The organism is Clostridium tunisiense TJ, assembly GCF_000300195.1.
Lineage (GTDB): Bacteria > Bacillota > Clostridia > Clostridiales > Clostridiaceae > Clostridium_J > Clostridium_J tunisiense.
In genome coordinates this window covers 1-16001 of sequence record NZ_AMQH01000011.1, presented here as the reverse complement: position 1 = coordinate 16001, position 16001 = coordinate 1, and the positions used below count along the sequence as shown (strand labels likewise).

Here is a 16001-nt window from a genome sequence, read left to right as displayed (position 1 = left end):
TATCCCAACTACAAGGGAGGTAAGGTGGTTCCTTTAATACTTTTAGAGCTTATGAATAAATTTCAGATTATAAAGGAAGTAGAAATTTACCTTAACTCATATACTATAACAAATAAAATGTTAGGGTGAGTTTATTTATGATAAATAATTTAGGGTTATTTAAGAGAGCATGTGTTAAATTAAGTTCAATAATAGTTATCTTAATTTATATAATATTTTTATACATAGATGTTATTACTAAAAGTTTGGGCAATGTGCATTCAATATATTTAAAGTACTCTGTTATTTTACTTTGCCTTATTATAACTCTACTCATAGGTAGTGATGGGCATAATAAAAGAGATACTTTTTTACTACAATTAGCTAGATTCTTAACTTTAATTGCAGACTATCATCTTTTGTTAAAGGATAATTATGAACTTGGAATTTTATTCTTTTGTTTAGTTCAAGTAACTTATATAATAAGGCATTCTCTTATGGGATATAAGAGCTACAGAAGTATTGTTTTCATTATTATAGCTTTAGGTTTAGTTTTGATAATTTTACTTAATATTAAACCTGAATATACTAATAGAAAGTTAATAGTATTTGCATTGGTTTATGCTGCATTTTTATTAACCAGTGTTTACTCAGCTTGCAGTCTCCTAAGGAGAGGTAAATATCCCAAAGGGGCTTCAGTATTAATAGCTTTAGGAATGGTCTTATTCTTTCTTTGTGACTTAAATGTAGGATTGCACACTATATTAGGAATGAGTTCACTAAGAACCATGATTTCTCCAAGAACTAGTTTTTTTGCTGGATATTTAGTTTGGTTATTTTATGCACCATCCCAAATGTTTTTAACTTGGAGTGGGCTTAAAAATTTAAAAGATATATGGTGATACTTAATGAAAAACTTGTATAAACATGCAAGAAGTAAATACTAGGAAGAGGATAAATTAGTATTCTATCCATTACCGTTGTTACACATAAGGGTGATAACATAAGAGTTTTAAATAGTAATAAAGCCATGAATAATAAAGAACTGACTTCTTCATTTATCCATGGTTTTAATGATATTGAGTTGTTTAATATTTCTTTTATGACAATCTCATGTTTTAGTTCTACTGCAAAATATGAGATTCACAGGAAAAATCCCACATTATTTTTTTATTATTGGTACATAGATATCCATGGAAAGTTTTTCATACTCCCAAGGGTGACAACGTTCATCATAAAATTCAAAATCTAATTTTGAATCATCAATTTCATAATCTGAATTTGGAAGCCATTCTTCAAGAATATATTTCCAAGTACCTTCAATTGAGACAACAAAATTTTCATCTTCAACGGTAGGTGTAGTGAAAACAGCATAAGTTGCCTTAGGGACTTCCAGGGTATACATATCTTCTTTAGCATTTGTAAAGTCAGTAACCTCCACCCCTAATACATAAGAAAATTCGTCTGAATATGGATTAGTGTTTACACAAATTCCATATTCTCCGTGCTTTACTGTGTTCTGAGAAGCATATAAGTTTTTCTCAGCATCTCCAGTACTACATTTATCCCAAAAGGCAGGAATATCTCTTGAGTGAGCATTGTTTTTTAAGGTAGTTTCAAATTTATAACCAACAACTTTAAAAGCTTGTTTTTCAATCATTTTAGGTTCCATTATAACCCCTCCAATTTTAATTTCTTTTAATTTTTCCAAGTCAACTCTTTGAGGCATTGTTATAGGGGCGTGAATTCGATAAAAATTTGGAGCATATCCAAAATACTTTTTAAAGGCCTTAGTAAAACCAGCATGGGTTTCAAAACCATAATTTAAAGCAATATCTAATACTTTTCCTCCATTACTTAGTTCATATAAAGCAAATTGAAGCTTTCGTTTTGTAACATAATTCATTATGGTTACACCAATAATATCTCGAAAGATTCTATAAAAGTGATAAGATGAAAATCCAGCAAAGCTTGCTAATTCTTCACCAGTAAGTTTTTCTGTTATATGATTATCTATATAGTCTAATACCTTTTGAGTTATATCAATATAATCCATTGAGGCCTCCATTAATTAAGATTATTTCAGTACTGTAAATATATTTTATCATATAGGTAAGTATAGTTCTTTTCCTATTTTGCTAATTGGTCATATTAATTACTGAATTTATTGAAAAAAATTCTTTCTAAATAGCTTTTCAGAATTTAAGCAATTATGTTGTACAGAGTATATACACAGCTACTTTTGATAAAGTATAAGGGTAAACCATTATATATGATATTGAGGCAATTCACAGTTTTATTGAATTTAATAGTATGAAAATCATAGGACATAATAAGAAGAGGCTTTATAAATAAAAAGAGCTAGTAGAAAGATTTTCTACTAGCCTATTTAAAATCAATTAAGATAAATATTACATGATTTATTTAATTCCGTATTTGTTAGCATACTTAGATACCATGTTTTTCCAATGATCATATTGCAAATAGCTCTGTGCATCAGAAATATCTACATAGTCACCATTTATAAGGTTTTGTACTATTATCTCTACAACTAATGCTTCCTTTTTATAAGGATCACTGAAGCATTCCTCTAAATCTATATTCATTTTATTATTTATGCCTTCTACCATGCCGATATAAATAGTATTATCTTTACCAATTAAGCTCCCTATAGTTGATAAATTATCTATGCCAAGTTTAATATCCTTAGTTGATATTTTTTTATTAAAATTCATCAATTTTTCCCCTCCATTTAAAATATTATCTACTGTAGTTTCTAAGATACTCGACAAATCAAGTAGCAGAGAAGTATCAGGAAGAGTTTCTCCACGTTCCCATTTTGAGACAGCTTGATAAGATACATTAAGTCTGTCACCTAATTGAGTTTGGGTTATACCCTTCTTTTTTCTTAGGCTTTGTATATATTCACCTATTTTTCTTATATCCATCCTTATATCATCTCCAATTATTACTTAAAACCGGTTTCTATAATATAATCATAAATTATTATCCATATATATACAATAATCCCATGGTTTACAATAATTATGATAAACTAAACTATTAGTTGAAACAAGTTATCATCTTTGGATGGAATGTTCTTAAATTTCTGATATAATGTAAGAAAATACAGAAATTTATTTAGTAAAGAAATTTTATTGTATTTAAATATATATATAAGTTTGCAATAAGAACAAAGTTAGGAGGCGTTTTTATGCTGGATTTGATTAAAAAGGCAGAAGAAATACATCAGTTGACCAAGGAAGAAATAGTTTCCTTATTAAATAGCAATGAGTATGACAAGGAGCTTTTTGAAGCTGCTGATAGAGTAAGAAAGCAGTATGTTGGAGATGAGGTTCATTTAAGAGGATTAATTGAGTTTACAAATATATGTAAGAGAAACTGTCTTTACTGTGGACTTAGAGCACAGAATAGTAACATAAAAAGATATAGACTTCAACCAGAGGAAATCGTTGACTTAGCTAAAAAGGCTGTTGGTTATGGTTACAAGACGTTAGTGCTTCAAGGTGGGGAAGATGATTATTATAATGTGGAGAGAATGACTTATATAATTAAGGAGATTAAAAAACTTAATGTAGCTATGACTCTAAGCCTTGGAGAAAAGACCACTGAGGAATATAAAGCTTATAAGGAGGCTGGAGCAGACAGATACTTATTAAGAATTGAAACTACAGATAAGAAGCTTTACCAAGATATGGACCCAGGTATGAGTCATGAAGAAAGGATTAGATGTCTTGAGGATTTAAAAGCACTAGATTTTGAGATTGGTACAGGCTGTTTAGTTGGACTTCCAAACCAGACTATGGAATCGCTTGCAGAAGATATACTATTCTTTAAAAGCATTAATGCAGATATGATTGGAATAGGACCTTTCATACCTAACGAAGATACTCCACTGAAGGGTGAAAAGGGCGGAGATTTTACTGTTAGCTTAAAAGTTATGGCAATTACAAGGTTACTACTTCCAGATATAAACATTCCAGCTACAACTGCTATGGAGTCTTTAAATAAGCAGGGAAGAATTATTGCACTTCAAAGTGGAGCAAATGTAGTTATGCCTAATGTTACTGAAGGAGAGTATAGAAAGCTTTATGCTCTTTATCCAGGAAAAATTTGCGTTAACGATACCCCAGGTCATTGCAGAAGTTGCATTACTGGAAAGATAAATGGTATTGGAAGAAGGGTTTCAGGCGAATATGGATTTAGAAATAAGCATAAAAATTAAATTCCATCAGTTCTTCAAAAATAAGCTACAATGAAATATATTTACCAATAAAAAAGGAGATGGACTTATCACCATCTCCTTAAAAATTACCTGAAGTTGTTAAAACTAGTGTTATAAGGAACCAAAGACAAGACTTAACTTATACATTAATCCTACATGGGTTCCCTTAAGGTTTTGGGGAATGAATAAAATACATTCTCACCTTGGAAGTCTAAAGTAAGCTATATATCTGTAATAAAAATTAGCGAGGATTTTATCTGTATATTTTGATTAATCTTGTTGATACATTCAGTAGTTATTCTATGCTATAAACAATCTCGATAACATGGACCTTGGGGTTCAGATCTCCAAACCTCACAACCTTCATAAGGATTTGCTGTTCCTGCATAAAGTCTGCCATCATCAGCTGAGAAGAGTTTTCTAATCCCATAGTTCTTAGGATTACAAAGACCGTTTAAAGAAACGGGTAGCCAACATTCTCCACTTTCAGTAACCCACAGATCTCCTCCCATAGTTGGAAGTGACCTTAAAATAAATTTTAGTATAGCTTTTATTATAGGAATAAGATTACCCAAGTTTTCTTCATTTAAGGAAGGAAGGGTTAAATTATTTGGTAAAACTATATCTAAAGTAGATGGATTATTTCTTAGAAGTTCTATTATATCATCTAAATTGCTAATTATAGATAAAATAATAGTAGGAATAAGCACTGACCAATCCCAAGTACCGCAATAAAGCTTACCGTTATATTCTTCTAATTGCCAGCAGTAGGCATTGGAAATGAATCCAAAACCAGCTGGAATTCTTGGATTTCTAATACCATCAGTTGTAGGGTTAGTAGGGGATAGTGGTGTACTTCCAACTATTACTTCCCATCTATCGTTTTTACATACTCTTATCAAATCAAAGCCCTTTGGAGGGATTATCCTTGGATTAGAAGGAGTACTTGCTATACTGTAAATACCAAACCAAATTCCAGTACCTACATATAGGTGACCCTTAAAGGCTTTCATGCTAAGCGCATGTTCATTATAAGCATCTCCAGCACCTTTATCCACAACTAACTTCCATTGATTCTCTATGGGTTCATACCCTTTAGTGCGCCAAACTTCGAAACCTCCTGGTCTTGAGTTTCCAAGATAAAGATGACCATTAAAGGATTCCATAGAAGCTATTTCTCCTCTTGGATTGTCCACAGTGCCACCAAAGGTCACTCTACGCCAACCAGCTAGAGGATTCTCTGTTTCATATAAAATAGTTTCATCGCTGCCACCTAAGCCAGTCATAACTCCCATAAAAAGTCTACCATTGTGAACTATCATAGCTCTTACGGTATTTCCAGCTGAAAGACCAGTATTTGCTTGTATCCAATCAGTACCATTCTCACTGACTAAAATATTTAAACCAGTAAAGTTTCCTCCAGCAGCAACAAGAATTTCTCTTCCATCCCTTAGAGTGTAGTTAATCATAAATCTAAAGCCGTTACTAAAATTTTCAGGAGTTGACTTAAAAACTCTTTCCCAAGGTTCATTTCCATTTTTATTATAGCGCCAAATTTCCGCATTCATATCAGGTGGAAGAACTGGAATAAAGGCTTTTGGAACTCTATCTGGTGGAATATTAAAAACTCCTACCGCAACTGAGAATACTATATTTCTTCCTGTACCAACATAAATATAATCACCTAATTCAGACATTGACCAAGCGTAGTTGTTTTGCTGACCAAGAACTGGATCTGGATAAAACCCGTTATAGGGGGTGATTTTATTTAATCCTATCATAGTATTAACTCCTTATTATAAAATTTTTTATGCTTGTACCATGTTGTAATATATTATATGTGTAAATGTAATTTCAGTGACAAAGAAGGTTACTGTAAGAGCTATAAAATATAAAAGCATTAATAAGGTAGTTTATGATATAATTAATTGTAAGATTTTTTAGATTTATGTATTTTATGGATAAATAAAAGTAGTATTTCATATAAATGTTACAAGTAATTATAGGAAAATGTTATTTATATTTGGAAAGGAAGATAAATTCATGGGTATTTTTAAAGCAGCTATTAGTTCAATTGGAGGGGCCTTTGCAGATCAATGGCTTGAAACCATCGAGCCTGAACAAATGGATAATTCAACCTTGGCTTCTTATGGAGTTTTTGTTAGAAAGGGAGATTGGCGTAGTTCAAATAGAAGAGGCAGTGAAGATGTGATCTCAAATGGATCAATTATACATGTACCTGAAAATGTATTTATGCTTTTAGTTGATGGAGGAAGAATTATTTCAGCTACTGATGAACCCGGTTATTATGAAGTTGATAACTCTAGTTCCCCATCTATATTCTTTCAATCAGAACATGGGGCAGAAATTTCGGAATATGGAAATCCAGGTGGAGGAGCTATTCAAAGATCTGAGGGACTAATGAGTACTTTAAGGGATTCTTGGGAACGATTTAAATTTGGTGGTATAACCCCAGTAAAGCAAAGAGTTATTTATATAAATAAGCAAGAAATTCCTAATATTAGATTTGGAACAAGAAATCCAGTGTCTTATACTGATAGGGTATTAGTACCAGGAAGAGTAGTACCCTGCAAGGTTACATCCTTTGGAACATACTCAATAAAAATAGGAGACCCTATACTTTTTTATACTGAAGTTTGTAGCAAGTCAGGAAAGAGTACTCTTACAACTAGCCATATGGCAGAACAATATTTAAATGAATTTTTACAAGCATATACTACTGCTCTAGCAAGTTTAGCTGGAAACCAGGTGCTAGTTTCAGATATAGCAACAAAAACCCTGGAGCTTGGCCAGTATATGGCTGAGGTTTTAGATAAAGAATGGCTTACTAAAAGAGGATTTTATATCCATAGTGTGGGTATTGCAGGAATATCCTTTGATGAGAAAACAGATAGCTTACTTGAAAAGTATGCAAATGACTCTATATTATTTGATCCAAATGCAAGAGCAGCTCGTATGACAGGAAGTCTTGCTTCTGGGTTAGAGGCAGCAGGGTCTAATGAGGGCGGAGCCATGCTAGGATTTGCAGGAATGTCTATGGGTATTAATGCTAGTAATGCCATGGGAACTATGAATAATCAGCAAGTGGTGAATCAACAAAGTAATATTACATCAACACCAGTAGGTGGATGGACGTGTACTTGCGGAAATACCATGGCTCCTGAAGCTAACTTTTGTTTTAAATGTGGAGCTAAGAAAGCTGTTAAGGAGCTTAATGAAGAAAATGGATGGCAATGTAGTTGTGGAAGAAAAGTTAGTGAAGGTATGTTCTGCCCAAGTTGTGGGTCTAAGAGACCAGAAGATAAGAAATGGACTTGCTCCTGTGGCAAGGTAACAGAAGACTTATTTTGCTCTAACTGTGGTAGGAAGAAGCCTGATAGCTCAATAATAGAAGTAAGGTTTAAATGCAATAAGTGTGGATGGGTTCCAGAAAACCCTAAAAACTCACCTGCCTTTTGTCCCAAGTGTGGAGATAAATTTGATGATGCAGATAAGCAATTCAATAGCTAGAAATTTGCGAGGAGAGTTATAATGAGTTCAGTAAAAGAGTATAAGTGTCTCAGTTGTAAAGCAGGGTTGGAATTTCACCCTCCAACTCAGAATTGGAAATGTAATTATTGTTTTAGTGAATTTACAAAAGAGCAGCTTGATGATGCGTATCAGCAAGAAGAAAGTAAAACACCAGAGGAGGATAATCTTGAGTTAGATTCCTATAAGTGCACAAGTTGTGGAGCAGAACTAATTGCAGATGGCACCACTTCTGCTACCTTTTGTTTGTATTGTAAAAGCCCAACTATTATCAAGAGTAGATTTTCAGGCAAGTTTAAGCCTAAAAACTTAATTCCTTTTAGATTAACTCAAGAAGAAGCTAGAGATATTTATAAAGAGTGGATTGGAAAACGTAGATTTGTACCGGATGAATTTAAAGGAAAAAGGGAAATTGATAAGATAACAGGAATATATGCTCCCTTTTGGCTTTTTGATTGTCATGTAGAGGGAGTTATTAATGGAGAGGGAACTACGGTAAGCTCTTGGTCTGACGGTGAATATAGGTATACTAACACTAGGTATTATAGAGTTTTTCGTAGAGGAAATGCAGAATATCACAAAGTTCCTGTGGATGCCTCAAAAAAGTTAGATGATAAGTTCATGCATTTAATTGAGCCATATAATTATGAGGATCTGAAGGATTTTTCTATGCAATATATGTCAGGATTTATGGCTGAAAAATATGATGTGGAAGCATGGGAGGCCAGAGGGATTTTAAAGGAAAGAGTTGAGGATTACTTTCAGGAAGGATTAAAAAATACTGTGGATGGATATGCAACTTACTCTACTAGAAGTAGTGATGTAAATATATCTAATGCTAATGAAGACTACTCTATGTTACCTATATATCTATTAATAAATAAATATAAGGGGAAAGAACATGTGTTTATGGTTAATGGTCAAACAGGTAAAGTGGTTGGAGATACTCCTATTAGTGTGAAAAAACAAGTGGTTTTTGCTGGAATTATATTTTTTGCAGTATGGATGATAGCTGTGTTTGGAGGTGCTTTATTTGTTTAAGAAAATTGGCACTATAACTCTTGTATTTATTTTTCTTATTATGATGCCTACAATTAAGGTTAGTGCAGCTGAAGAAAAAAATGTTAAAGATTATATGAATTTATTACAAAATAGTGAAGCTCAAGAAATTCAAACTATGATTGAGGATGTAAAAAAGGATTTAAGTCTTGACGTAGTTGTAGTTATCACTAAAGATACTAAGGGGAAAAGTTCTAGAGCTTTTGCAGATGATTATTATGACAATAATGGCTATGGAATTGGAACAGATCATTCAGGGATACTTATTCTTATTAATATGGAAAAAAGGGAAGCTTGGATAAGTACCAAAGGTAAGGCAATCAATATATTTACTGATGGAAGAATAAAGGATATGATAAAGCAGGTTACCAAGGAACTTGGTAGTAAAAAGTATGGAGAAGGTTGCAAAGTTTTTATTAAAGCTGTAAGTAACTACGGAAAACTAGGGGTACCTGAAGGACAGAAAGTTATAAAAGATCCTACAGCACCCAAAGAACCTTATTTAAAGAGAGTTAAAACAATGATAAAGTTCTTCCCAATGTATTTAATAGCTGCTGGTATAGCTGTAGCTACCACTGTTATAGCCTCCCTGTCAAGCAAAGGTAAAGTGACAATAAATAGCAGAACCTATGAAGGTGGCACCTTCAAGTTGTTAGATTCGAGAGATGATTTCATAAGGGAAGCTATTTCAAGAACTAAAATAGAAACTTCATCTAATAGTGATAATAATAGTAGCACTCACACTAGCAGCAGTGGAGAAACCCATGGTGGCGGTGGTGGAAGCTTTTAAACAGTAGGTTTTAAAGGATAATAAACTTAAAATACAGGGGGATAAAATAATGGACTTAAGTTCTAAGTTAATAATAGTAGAGGGACTTCCAGGGGCGGGAAAATCTACCATAGCTCAATTTATTGCACATCAACTTCAAAGAAATAATATAAAGGCACAATGGTACTATGAAGTAGGTTTATATCATCCCTTAGAATTTTGTAGTGTTGCATGTTTAGATAGGAAAGATTATGAGGAACTACTAAACAAATACTCAGATTTCAGAAGTATATTAGAAACAGAAGTAGAAAAAAAGTATAATAAATATTTTTATAAATATATAGAACTTCAACGTAAATATAAAGGAATAATACCCGAAGAGCTTATTGAACAATTAGAGGGTTTAGATGTAGAAAATAGTAACGTGGAAAGTTATATGGATCTTAAAGGTAAGAAATGGGAAGAGTTTAGTAAGAAAGTAGATTCATCAGAAGAAATTACTGTTATAGAAAGTAGTTTATTTCAAGGTCCCATCGTTACTATGCTTTTAAGTAATAAACCTAGGGAAGAAATTAAAAAATATGTGAGTAAGCTTTTAACAACTGTTAAAGGATACAATCCCACATTAATATATCTCTATGAAAAAGATGTGGAAAATTCCATTAAAAAGATTTTGGAATTTAGGGGAGCTGACTTTACAGAATATATTGTAACCATGGTTTGTGAAAGTAGTTATGGAAAAAGCAAAAACTTAACTGGCATAGAGGGTGCAATAGAATTCTTTAGGGAATATAGATCTATTGGAGATGAACTTTATGATGAACTTGGCATAAATAAGGTGGATATAGAGAATTCAGAAGGAAATTGGGATAAGTATAAGGAAGATATATTAAAGTTTTTAAAGGTGAAACATTTAGAAGATGGAGCTGTCCCTTGTGACATTTTAGAAAATTATGTAGGAACTTATTTAAATGGAGAAATCCAAAGGAAAATTCCAGTAGTGCTAGAAAAGGGCAGATTGTTTTTTTACATTAATGAAACTTACAAAGAAAGACTTATACCAATTTACAACAATAGTTTTCACATAGAAGCAAGTACCTTAGATGCAATTTTCTTAAAAAATGAATCGGGGAAAGTGGATAGACTAGTAATAGGTGGACGAGATACTGCAGCTTCTTATGGAGAGCCTGGTATGATATTTAAACGTATTTAAAAGTATCTTGACATTAAAAATAATAATCATTATACTAATATAAAAATAATGATTTTTCAACTTCGTATAACTCCAATAATATGGTTTGGGGGTTTCTACCAGGAGCCAATAATTCCTGATTACGAAGAAAATACTCTATGTGTATTTTCTTCGTAATCAGGATTTTTTATTATACAAAATTTGTTTATTTCATTATTTAATTGGGTTCCTTTTAATTGGTTAAGGAATAGATTAATAGTCAATAATTTATATATTTAAGTTAGGGGGATAAGAATATGAGTTTATTAAAATTACCTAAGGTTGAACTTCATTGTCATTTAGATGGGAGTGTAAGGCCTGAAACAATAATTGATATAGCAAGGAAAGAGAATTTAAGTATTCCATCTTTTGATATAGATATAATAAATGAACACGTCACTGCACCTTTAGATTGTGAATCTTTAGATGAGTACTTAAAGAGGTTTTCTCTTCCAAACTTGGTAATGCAATCAATGGAGAACTTAAGACGAATTACCTTTGAATTACTTGAAGATTGCGCAAGAGAAAATGTAAAATATATTGAGGTGAGATTTTCACCAGTTCTTCATACGAAAAAAGGACTTACTATAGAACAGGTTATAGAAAGTGTATTGCAAGGAATTAGAGATGGAGAAGAAAAATATGATATAAAGGGAAACTTAATACTAGGATGTATGAGAACCATGGCTGTAGAAAAGGCTTTTCAGGTAGTAGAAGCAGGTAGAAAGTTTCTTGGTAAGGGAGTAGTTGCTATAGACTTATGCTCTTCTGAAGAAGAAGGCTTTTGTGAAAAGTTCTATGAACCAATTTCTTTAGCCAGAGAATATGGGTATAGAGTAACTATTCATGCTGGGGAAACTGGTATTGGGAAAAATGTATTGGAAGCTGTAGAAATGTTAGGCGCAGAGAGAATTGGACACGGAGTGTATATAAAAAATTGCAAGGAAGCTTATGATGTTGTTAAAAGTAAGCAGGTGGTTCTGGAAATGTGCCCTACAAGTAATATTCAAACAAAAGCAGTAAATAGCTTTATTGAGCATCCTATACAGGATTTTCATAAAGATGGAATAAGGGTAACCATAAATACTGATAACAGAACTGTATCAAATACAAACATGACTAAGGAATGTGAAATTGTATTGAAAGAGTTTAATATGAATCATGAGGATTATAAAAAAATATATTTCAATAGCATAGAAGCATGTTTCGCTGATTGTGAAACAAAGGAAAAGTTGAAAAGCTACATTTAAAAAATAATTAGTAATCCTTGAAGTAGTCTTAGTTTTAAGGATTTAGTTAATTAAGTTGAAGTTAAATTTATGTTTATGTAAAATTTATAAGAGTTACCATCATAGTTATATTATATAAGAAATTGTAATAATAAGAGATTTCAAAATATAAAAACAACAGTTAATAAGAGGATAACTATAAGCTTTATGTTATTATCACAGTATTTACGGGAAAATTGTTGTAAACTAATAATTATTGGCATATAATTAATGTAAAGATTTACTAATTGTTCAATAATTTTATAGGAGGATTTTTATGGGGTTTTTATATGGTATTTTGGGCTTGTTTGTGGTTTTAATAGTAAGTGTTTATTTGCTTAATAAAATAAGTAGCAGAAAAGCTAATTCCTTTAATCAAGATAACAATAACAATTTAGCTCAATTTCAAGAAAATGATTCTCAAAATGGACCTACCAACTTATAAAAAGTGAACAAATATAATTGTATAAAAATATCAGTTAAAGTAGTAAGAAGGAATAATTTCTTGCTACTTTTCTTTTATATAAATAAAAACAATATAATTGGTATAGTATATTACTCTAAACAACAATACATTTAAAGAATTATTCAGAAGATACAAAATATTTAATGTTAAATCTATGTTAAGTTTATGTTACTAATTGATATTCTATAAAACAAGTGCTATATTTTATTTGTGACTAAAGGGAATTATCAATTTTCAAAATAGGTGGAGGTTAAAAATGAGTATTACTTTGGGAGATTTTTTGCAGCAGCTAATATCAAACCCGGCATTATTTATAATAGTATTACTTACATTGGGTGTTATTTTGGTAAATGGCTGGACTGATGCACCTAATGCAATTGCAACTTGTGTTTCTACAAGAGCAATTAGTCCAAAGAAAGCCATAATAATGGCTACAATTTTTAATTTTTTAGGCGTATTAGTTATGACTATATTTAATGCTACAGTTGCACAAACCATTTATAAAATGGTTGACTTTGGAGGAAACTCTACTGATGCATTAATTGCACTATGTGCAGCATTGTTTGCAATTGTATTATGGGCAACAGCAGCTTGGGCCCTTGGAATTCCAACTAGTGAAAGTCATGCCTTAATAGCAGGACTATCTGGAGCAGCAATAGCACTGCAAGGTGGCTTTTCAGGTATAAATGGCGAGCAATGGATGAAAGTTATTTATGGATTATTTATGTCCACTATAATGGGTTTAGGATTTGGTTTCTTAGTGGTTCGTATTATACAATCCGTATGTAAATCTATGGATAGACGTAAAACTAAAGTGTTTTTCCAAAATGCACAGGTAGCTGGTGGAGCAGCAATGGCGTTTATGCATGGGGCACAAGATGGTCAGAAGTTTATGGGCGTTTTCATGTTAGGTATATTTCTTGCTAATGGCCAAGCTAATGTTACTAACTTTACAATTCCTATATGGCTAATGGTGCTTTGTTCCTTAGTAATGGCACTTGGTACTTCAATAGGAGGCTATCGTATTATTAAAACAGTGGGTATGGGTATGGTAAAATTAGAAACTTATCAAGGTTTCGCTGCTGACGTAGCAGGAGCGGTTTGTTTATTAGTTTCTTCTGTGTTTGGTGTACCAGTTAGTACTACCCACACTAAAACAACAGCAATTATGGGTGTTGGTGCTTCAAAAAGAATTTCAGCTGTTAACTGGAGCATAGTAAAAGAAATGGTACTAGCTTGGGTTTTAACATTCCCTGGTTGTGGTATCGTTGGATACGTAATGGCCTATATTTTTATGAAAATATTTTAAAAGCGAAAGGAAAGTATAAGAATGAAAAATAGTAGAGATTTTAATTATTTTAAGGCTTTTGTTGAGTTATCAAATTTTTCATTAAAAGCTGCTGAAATTTTAAATGATACCTTACATAATTATGATGTGAAAACTGCAGAACAAAAAGTAAAAGATATGCATAATATTGAACATACAGCAGACCTTGAAAAACATAAAATAACTAATAGATTAGTTAAAGAATTTCTTCCACCAATAGAAAGAGAAGATATCATCAGCATTACTGATAATATTGATGACGTAATAGACTCAATAGAAGATGTACTAATTGGTGTTGAGATGTATAATGTGCAAGTTATTAGACCAGAAATAATTAAGTTTACAGAGTTAATAATGAGCTGTTGTAAATCTATGAACTCTGCATTAGTAGAATTTGAGAACTTTAAAAGATCAAAAACTCTTCATGATGCGATTGTAGAAGTTAACCGTTTAGAAGAAGAAGGCGATATGCTTTATATTAACGGGGTACGTAATCTATACAGAAATTCAAAAGATCCAATTGAGTTAATGATATGGACAGAAATATACCGCTTATTAGAAAAATGTTGTGATAGTTGTGAAGAAGTAGCAAATAATATTGAAAATATTGTAATGAAAAATTCTTAATTAGATAAAAATAGAGTAGCATGGATTTATTCCTGCTACTTTTTTACTATAATCAAATTCTAATTTCTTTTAAGTTACCATTATAAATTTAGGGGGACAACTATGAATTATTTAGATCTAGAACATTATTATGACAGAATAAGGAAGCTTCCTCTAAAAGAATCTTATGAAAAGGCTGAAATACTAACCGCTGACTTCTTTATAGAGAACCAAGGAAATATGGAGATTTTTTATTGCACTCATAATGAATATGTTAATACAAAAGCTAAGATTTTTATAATTGGAATAACTCCTGGATTTCAACAAATGAGTAAGTCCATTGCTGTAGCACGGAAGGCCATTGAGAGAAGCATACCCTTAGAAGAAATACCGTATATATGTAAAAGTGAAGGAAGATTTTATGGAGTCATACGAAAGAATATTATAGATATGTTAAATGAATTAGAGCTAAACAAGGTGCTAGGAATAGAAAGTTGCAGTGAGCTATTTGGAAGCAAAGATTACTTACTTCATACTACTTCCGTAATTCCTTTTGCAGTATTTGTAGATGGAAAAAACTATACAGGCCATAGGCCTAAGCTGTTAAAGAATGATTTACTGTTGAAGTATGTAAAGAACTATTTCTATCCTCAAGTAGAAGCTTTAAAACATGGACTATTTATACCACTAGGCAAATCTGTGGAAGAAGTTCTTGAGGATTTAATTAAATCAGGAGTATTAAAGGAAGAACAATGTCTAAAAGGCTTTCCTCATCCTTCAGGGGCTAATGGACATAGATTTACTCAATTTGAGCAAAATAAGGAAAAAATGAAAAAAATAATAAAGAATTATCTTCAGTAATAACTTTATAGTAGGAATAAGCTATAAAAATGTGGTAAAATACTTTTATGAAAATTACAAGTTAAATAAAGTAATAGTAAATGAAATTGCTAATAAATAGATTTTAAAGGAGATTACTATGTCAGAGAAGAATGTAGAAATGATGAAAAAAATTATCGAAGCTAAAAAAGCAAAAAGCGCAAAACAAGGAGCAGTAGAAAGACCAGCAAAAACTTTAGGTCAAGGACAGAAGGCTAGAAGAAATTCTAATGGAGGAGGACTTTTCGATAAGTAGTAGTAAAAATTATAAAGAAGATGAATGAAATGATTATGAGTTTTTTATAGTGGTAGAGTAATAATTACCTAACATAAAAACAACTAGTGAATAAAAGGGAGCTGTTACACAACTTATAAGTAAGTTGTGTAACAGCTCCTATTATATTCTTAAAAGCTATAATCATTTAAGTTTTAATATTAGTTAGTTGAGAAATGTTGAGTTGCGTAAACATAGTTTCCTTGGCTGCTGAATACTACTCCTGCACCCATTTTAGTCCAGTTAGCACTTAAAATGTTTGCTCTGTGTCCTGGAGAGTTCATCCACTGATCAACTAAGTATTTAGCTGTAGTTGTAGCTTCTGGGTAACCTTGGCTATAGAATATA

The 16001-nt window shown here is 31.8% G+C and carries 16 protein-coding genes and 1 riboswitch; of the genes, 12 read left to right on the top strand and 4 right to left on the bottom strand.

Annotated elements, in window-relative coordinates; genetic code table 11:
* Positions 1 to 137 precede the first annotated feature (137 nt).
* Complete coding sequence (locus tag C661_RS0110040) at positions 138 to 881, top strand: lysoplasmalogenase family protein (RefSeq protein WP_017415179.1); 744 nt, start codon at positions 138 to 140, stop codon at positions 879 to 881.
* 260 nt (positions 882 to 1141) lie between these two features.
* On the opposite strand, the gene C661_RS0110035 is transcribed toward C661_RS0110040, so the two are convergent.
* Together C661_RS0110035 and C661_RS22740 are read right to left on the bottom strand one after the other, a co-directional pair.
* The gene (locus C661_RS0110035) at positions 1142 to 2035 is read right to left on the bottom strand and encodes an AraC family transcriptional regulator (RefSeq protein ID WP_017415178.1); all 894 of its coding nucleotides are present in this window, start codon (positions 2033 to 2035) and stop codon (positions 1142 to 1144) included.
* A gap of 364 nt (positions 2036 to 2399) precedes the next feature.
* Positions 2400 to 2927: a helix-turn-helix domain-containing protein gene (locus tag C661_RS22740; protein ID WP_017415177.1), complete on the bottom strand. Its 528-nt coding sequence runs from the start codon at positions 2925 to 2927 to the stop codon at positions 2400 to 2402.
* 266 nt (positions 2928 to 3193) lie between these two features.
* Here C661_RS22740 and hydE point away from each other — a divergent pair, with 266 nt between their 5' ends.
* Positions 3194 to 4225: a [FeFe] hydrogenase H-cluster radical SAM maturase HydE gene (gene hydE, locus C661_RS0110025; protein WP_017415176.1), complete on the top strand. Its 1032-nt coding sequence runs from the start codon at positions 3194 to 3196 to the stop codon at positions 4223 to 4225.
* Between the two features lie 305 nt (positions 4226 to 4530).
* Here the strand turns inward: hydE and C661_RS0110020 are convergent, their stop codons facing one another.
* Positions 4531 to 6006 carry a hypothetical protein gene (locus C661_RS0110020; RefSeq protein WP_017415175.1) on the bottom strand — a complete coding sequence of 492 codons (1476 nt, stop codon included), beginning with the start codon at positions 6004 to 6006 and terminating at the stop codon, positions 4531 to 4533.
* Between the two features lie 262 nt (positions 6007 to 6268).
* Here C661_RS0110020 and C661_RS21660 point away from each other — a divergent pair, with 262 nt between their 5' ends.
* The 10 genes from C661_RS21660 (at position 6269) to C661_RS23950 (ending at position 15635) form a co-directional block, all read left to right on the top strand.
* A complete protein-coding gene (locus tag C661_RS21660; protein ID WP_017415174.1) occupies positions 6269 to 7756 on the top strand; it encodes an SPFH domain-containing protein in 1488 nt (495 codons plus the stop codon).
* 21 nt (positions 7757 to 7777) lie between these two features.
* A complete protein-coding gene (locus tag C661_RS0110010; RefSeq protein ID WP_017415173.1) occupies positions 7778 to 8815 on the top strand; it encodes a TFIIB-type zinc ribbon-containing protein in 1038 nt (345 codons plus the stop codon).
* Entirely contained in the window at positions 8808 to 9623 is an 816-nt protein-coding gene (locus C661_RS0110005; RefSeq protein ID WP_017415172.1) for a TPM domain-containing protein, read from the top strand. Before C661_RS0110010 ends, C661_RS0110005 begins: the two co-directional genes overlap by 8 nt.
* 49 nt (positions 9624 to 9672) lie before the next feature.
* Positions 9673 to 10815, top strand: a complete 1143-nt coding sequence (locus tag C661_RS0110000) for a P-loop NTPase family protein (protein ID WP_017415171.1) — start codon at positions 9673 to 9675, stop codon at positions 10813 to 10815.
* A gap of 42 nt (positions 10816 to 10857) precedes the next feature.
* Positions 10858 to 10957: riboswitch (purine riboswitch) on the top strand.
* Between the two features lie 133 nt (positions 10958 to 11090).
* Positions 11091 to 12083: an adenosine deaminase gene (add, locus tag C661_RS0109995; RefSeq protein ID WP_017415170.1), complete on the top strand. Its 993-nt coding sequence runs from the start codon at positions 11091 to 11093 to the stop codon at positions 12081 to 12083.
* A gap of 295 nt (positions 12084 to 12378) precedes the next feature.
* Positions 12379 to 12546: a hypothetical protein gene (locus C661_RS23645; RefSeq protein ID WP_017415169.1), complete on the top strand. Its 168-nt coding sequence runs from the start codon at positions 12379 to 12381 to the stop codon at positions 12544 to 12546.
* A gap of 277 nt (positions 12547 to 12823) precedes the next feature.
* Positions 12824 to 13876 (top strand): inorganic phosphate transporter, encoded by a 1053-nt coding sequence (locus C661_RS0109985; protein WP_017415168.1) that lies wholly within the window; start codon positions 12824 to 12826, stop codon positions 13874 to 13876.
* Between the two features lie 21 nt (positions 13877 to 13897).
* Positions 13898 to 14521 (top strand): DUF47 domain-containing protein, encoded by a 624-nt coding sequence (locus tag C661_RS0109980; RefSeq protein ID WP_017415167.1) that lies wholly within the window; start codon positions 13898 to 13900, stop codon positions 14519 to 14521.
* A 102-nt stretch (positions 14522 to 14623) separates the two neighbouring features.
* Positions 14624 to 15361 (top strand): hypothetical protein, encoded by a 738-nt coding sequence (locus C661_RS0109975; protein WP_017415166.1) that lies wholly within the window; start codon positions 14624 to 14626, stop codon positions 15359 to 15361.
* Between the two features lie 118 nt (positions 15362 to 15479).
* Complete coding sequence (locus tag C661_RS23950) at positions 15480 to 15635, top strand: hypothetical protein (RefSeq protein ID WP_017415165.1); 156 nt, start codon at positions 15480 to 15482, stop codon at positions 15633 to 15635.
* Positions 15636 to 15814: 179 nt separating this feature from the next.
* Here the strand turns inward: C661_RS23950 and C661_RS21655 are convergent.
* The coding region (locus tag C661_RS21655; protein WP_041877247.1) for a CAP domain-containing protein at positions 15815 to 16001 on the bottom strand (187 nt) is incomplete at its 5' end.

Excerpts from the sequence above, each read along its gene's own strand:
- C661_RS0110040 (WP_017415179.1), top strand. The coding sequence starts at position 138 with ATGATAAATAATTTAGGGTTATTTAAGAGAGCATGTGTTAAATTAAGT.
- C661_RS21660 (WP_017415174.1), top strand. The coding sequence starts at position 6,269 with ATGGGTATTTTTAAAGCAGCTATTAGTTCAATTGGAGGGGCCTTTGCA.
- C661_RS22740 (WP_017415177.1), bottom strand. The coding sequence starts at position 2,927 with ATGGATATAAGAAAAATAGGTGAATATATACAAAGCCTAAGAAAAAAG.
- hydE (WP_017415176.1), top strand. The coding sequence starts at position 3,194 with ATGCTGGATTTGATTAAAAAGGCAGAAGAAATACATCAGTTGACCAAG.
- C661_RS0109980 (WP_017415167.1), top strand. The coding sequence starts at position 13,898 with ATGAAAAATAGTAGAGATTTTAATTATTTTAAGGCTTTTGTTGAGTTA.
- C661_RS0110000 (WP_017415171.1), top strand. The coding sequence starts at position 9,673 with ATGGACTTAAGTTCTAAGTTAATAATAGTAGAGGGACTTCCAGGGGCG.
- C661_RS0110020 (WP_017415175.1), bottom strand. The coding sequence starts at position 6,006 with ATGATAGGATTAAATAAAATCACCCCCTATAACGGGTTTTATCCAGAT.
- C661_RS0109975 (WP_017415166.1), top strand. The coding sequence starts at position 14,624 with ATGAATTATTTAGATCTAGAACATTATTATGACAGAATAAGGAAGCTT.
- C661_RS0110010 (WP_017415173.1), top strand. The coding sequence starts at position 7,778 with ATGAGTTCAGTAAAAGAGTATAAGTGTCTCAGTTGTAAAGCAGGGTTG.
- C661_RS0110035 (WP_017415178.1), bottom strand. The coding sequence starts at position 2,035 with ATGGATTATATTGATATAACTCAAAAGGTATTAGACTATATAGATAAT.
- C661_RS23950 (WP_017415165.1), top strand. The coding sequence starts at position 15,480 with ATGTCAGAGAAGAATGTAGAAATGATGAAAAAAATTATCGAAGCTAAA.
- C661_RS23645 (WP_017415169.1), top strand. The coding sequence starts at position 12,379 with ATGGGGTTTTTATATGGTATTTTGGGCTTGTTTGTGGTTTTAATAGTA.
- C661_RS0109985 (WP_017415168.1), top strand. The coding sequence starts at position 12,824 with ATGAGTATTACTTTGGGAGATTTTTTGCAGCAGCTAATATCAAACCCG.
- add (WP_017415170.1), top strand. The coding sequence starts at position 11,091 with ATGAGTTTATTAAAATTACCTAAGGTTGAACTTCATTGTCATTTAGAT.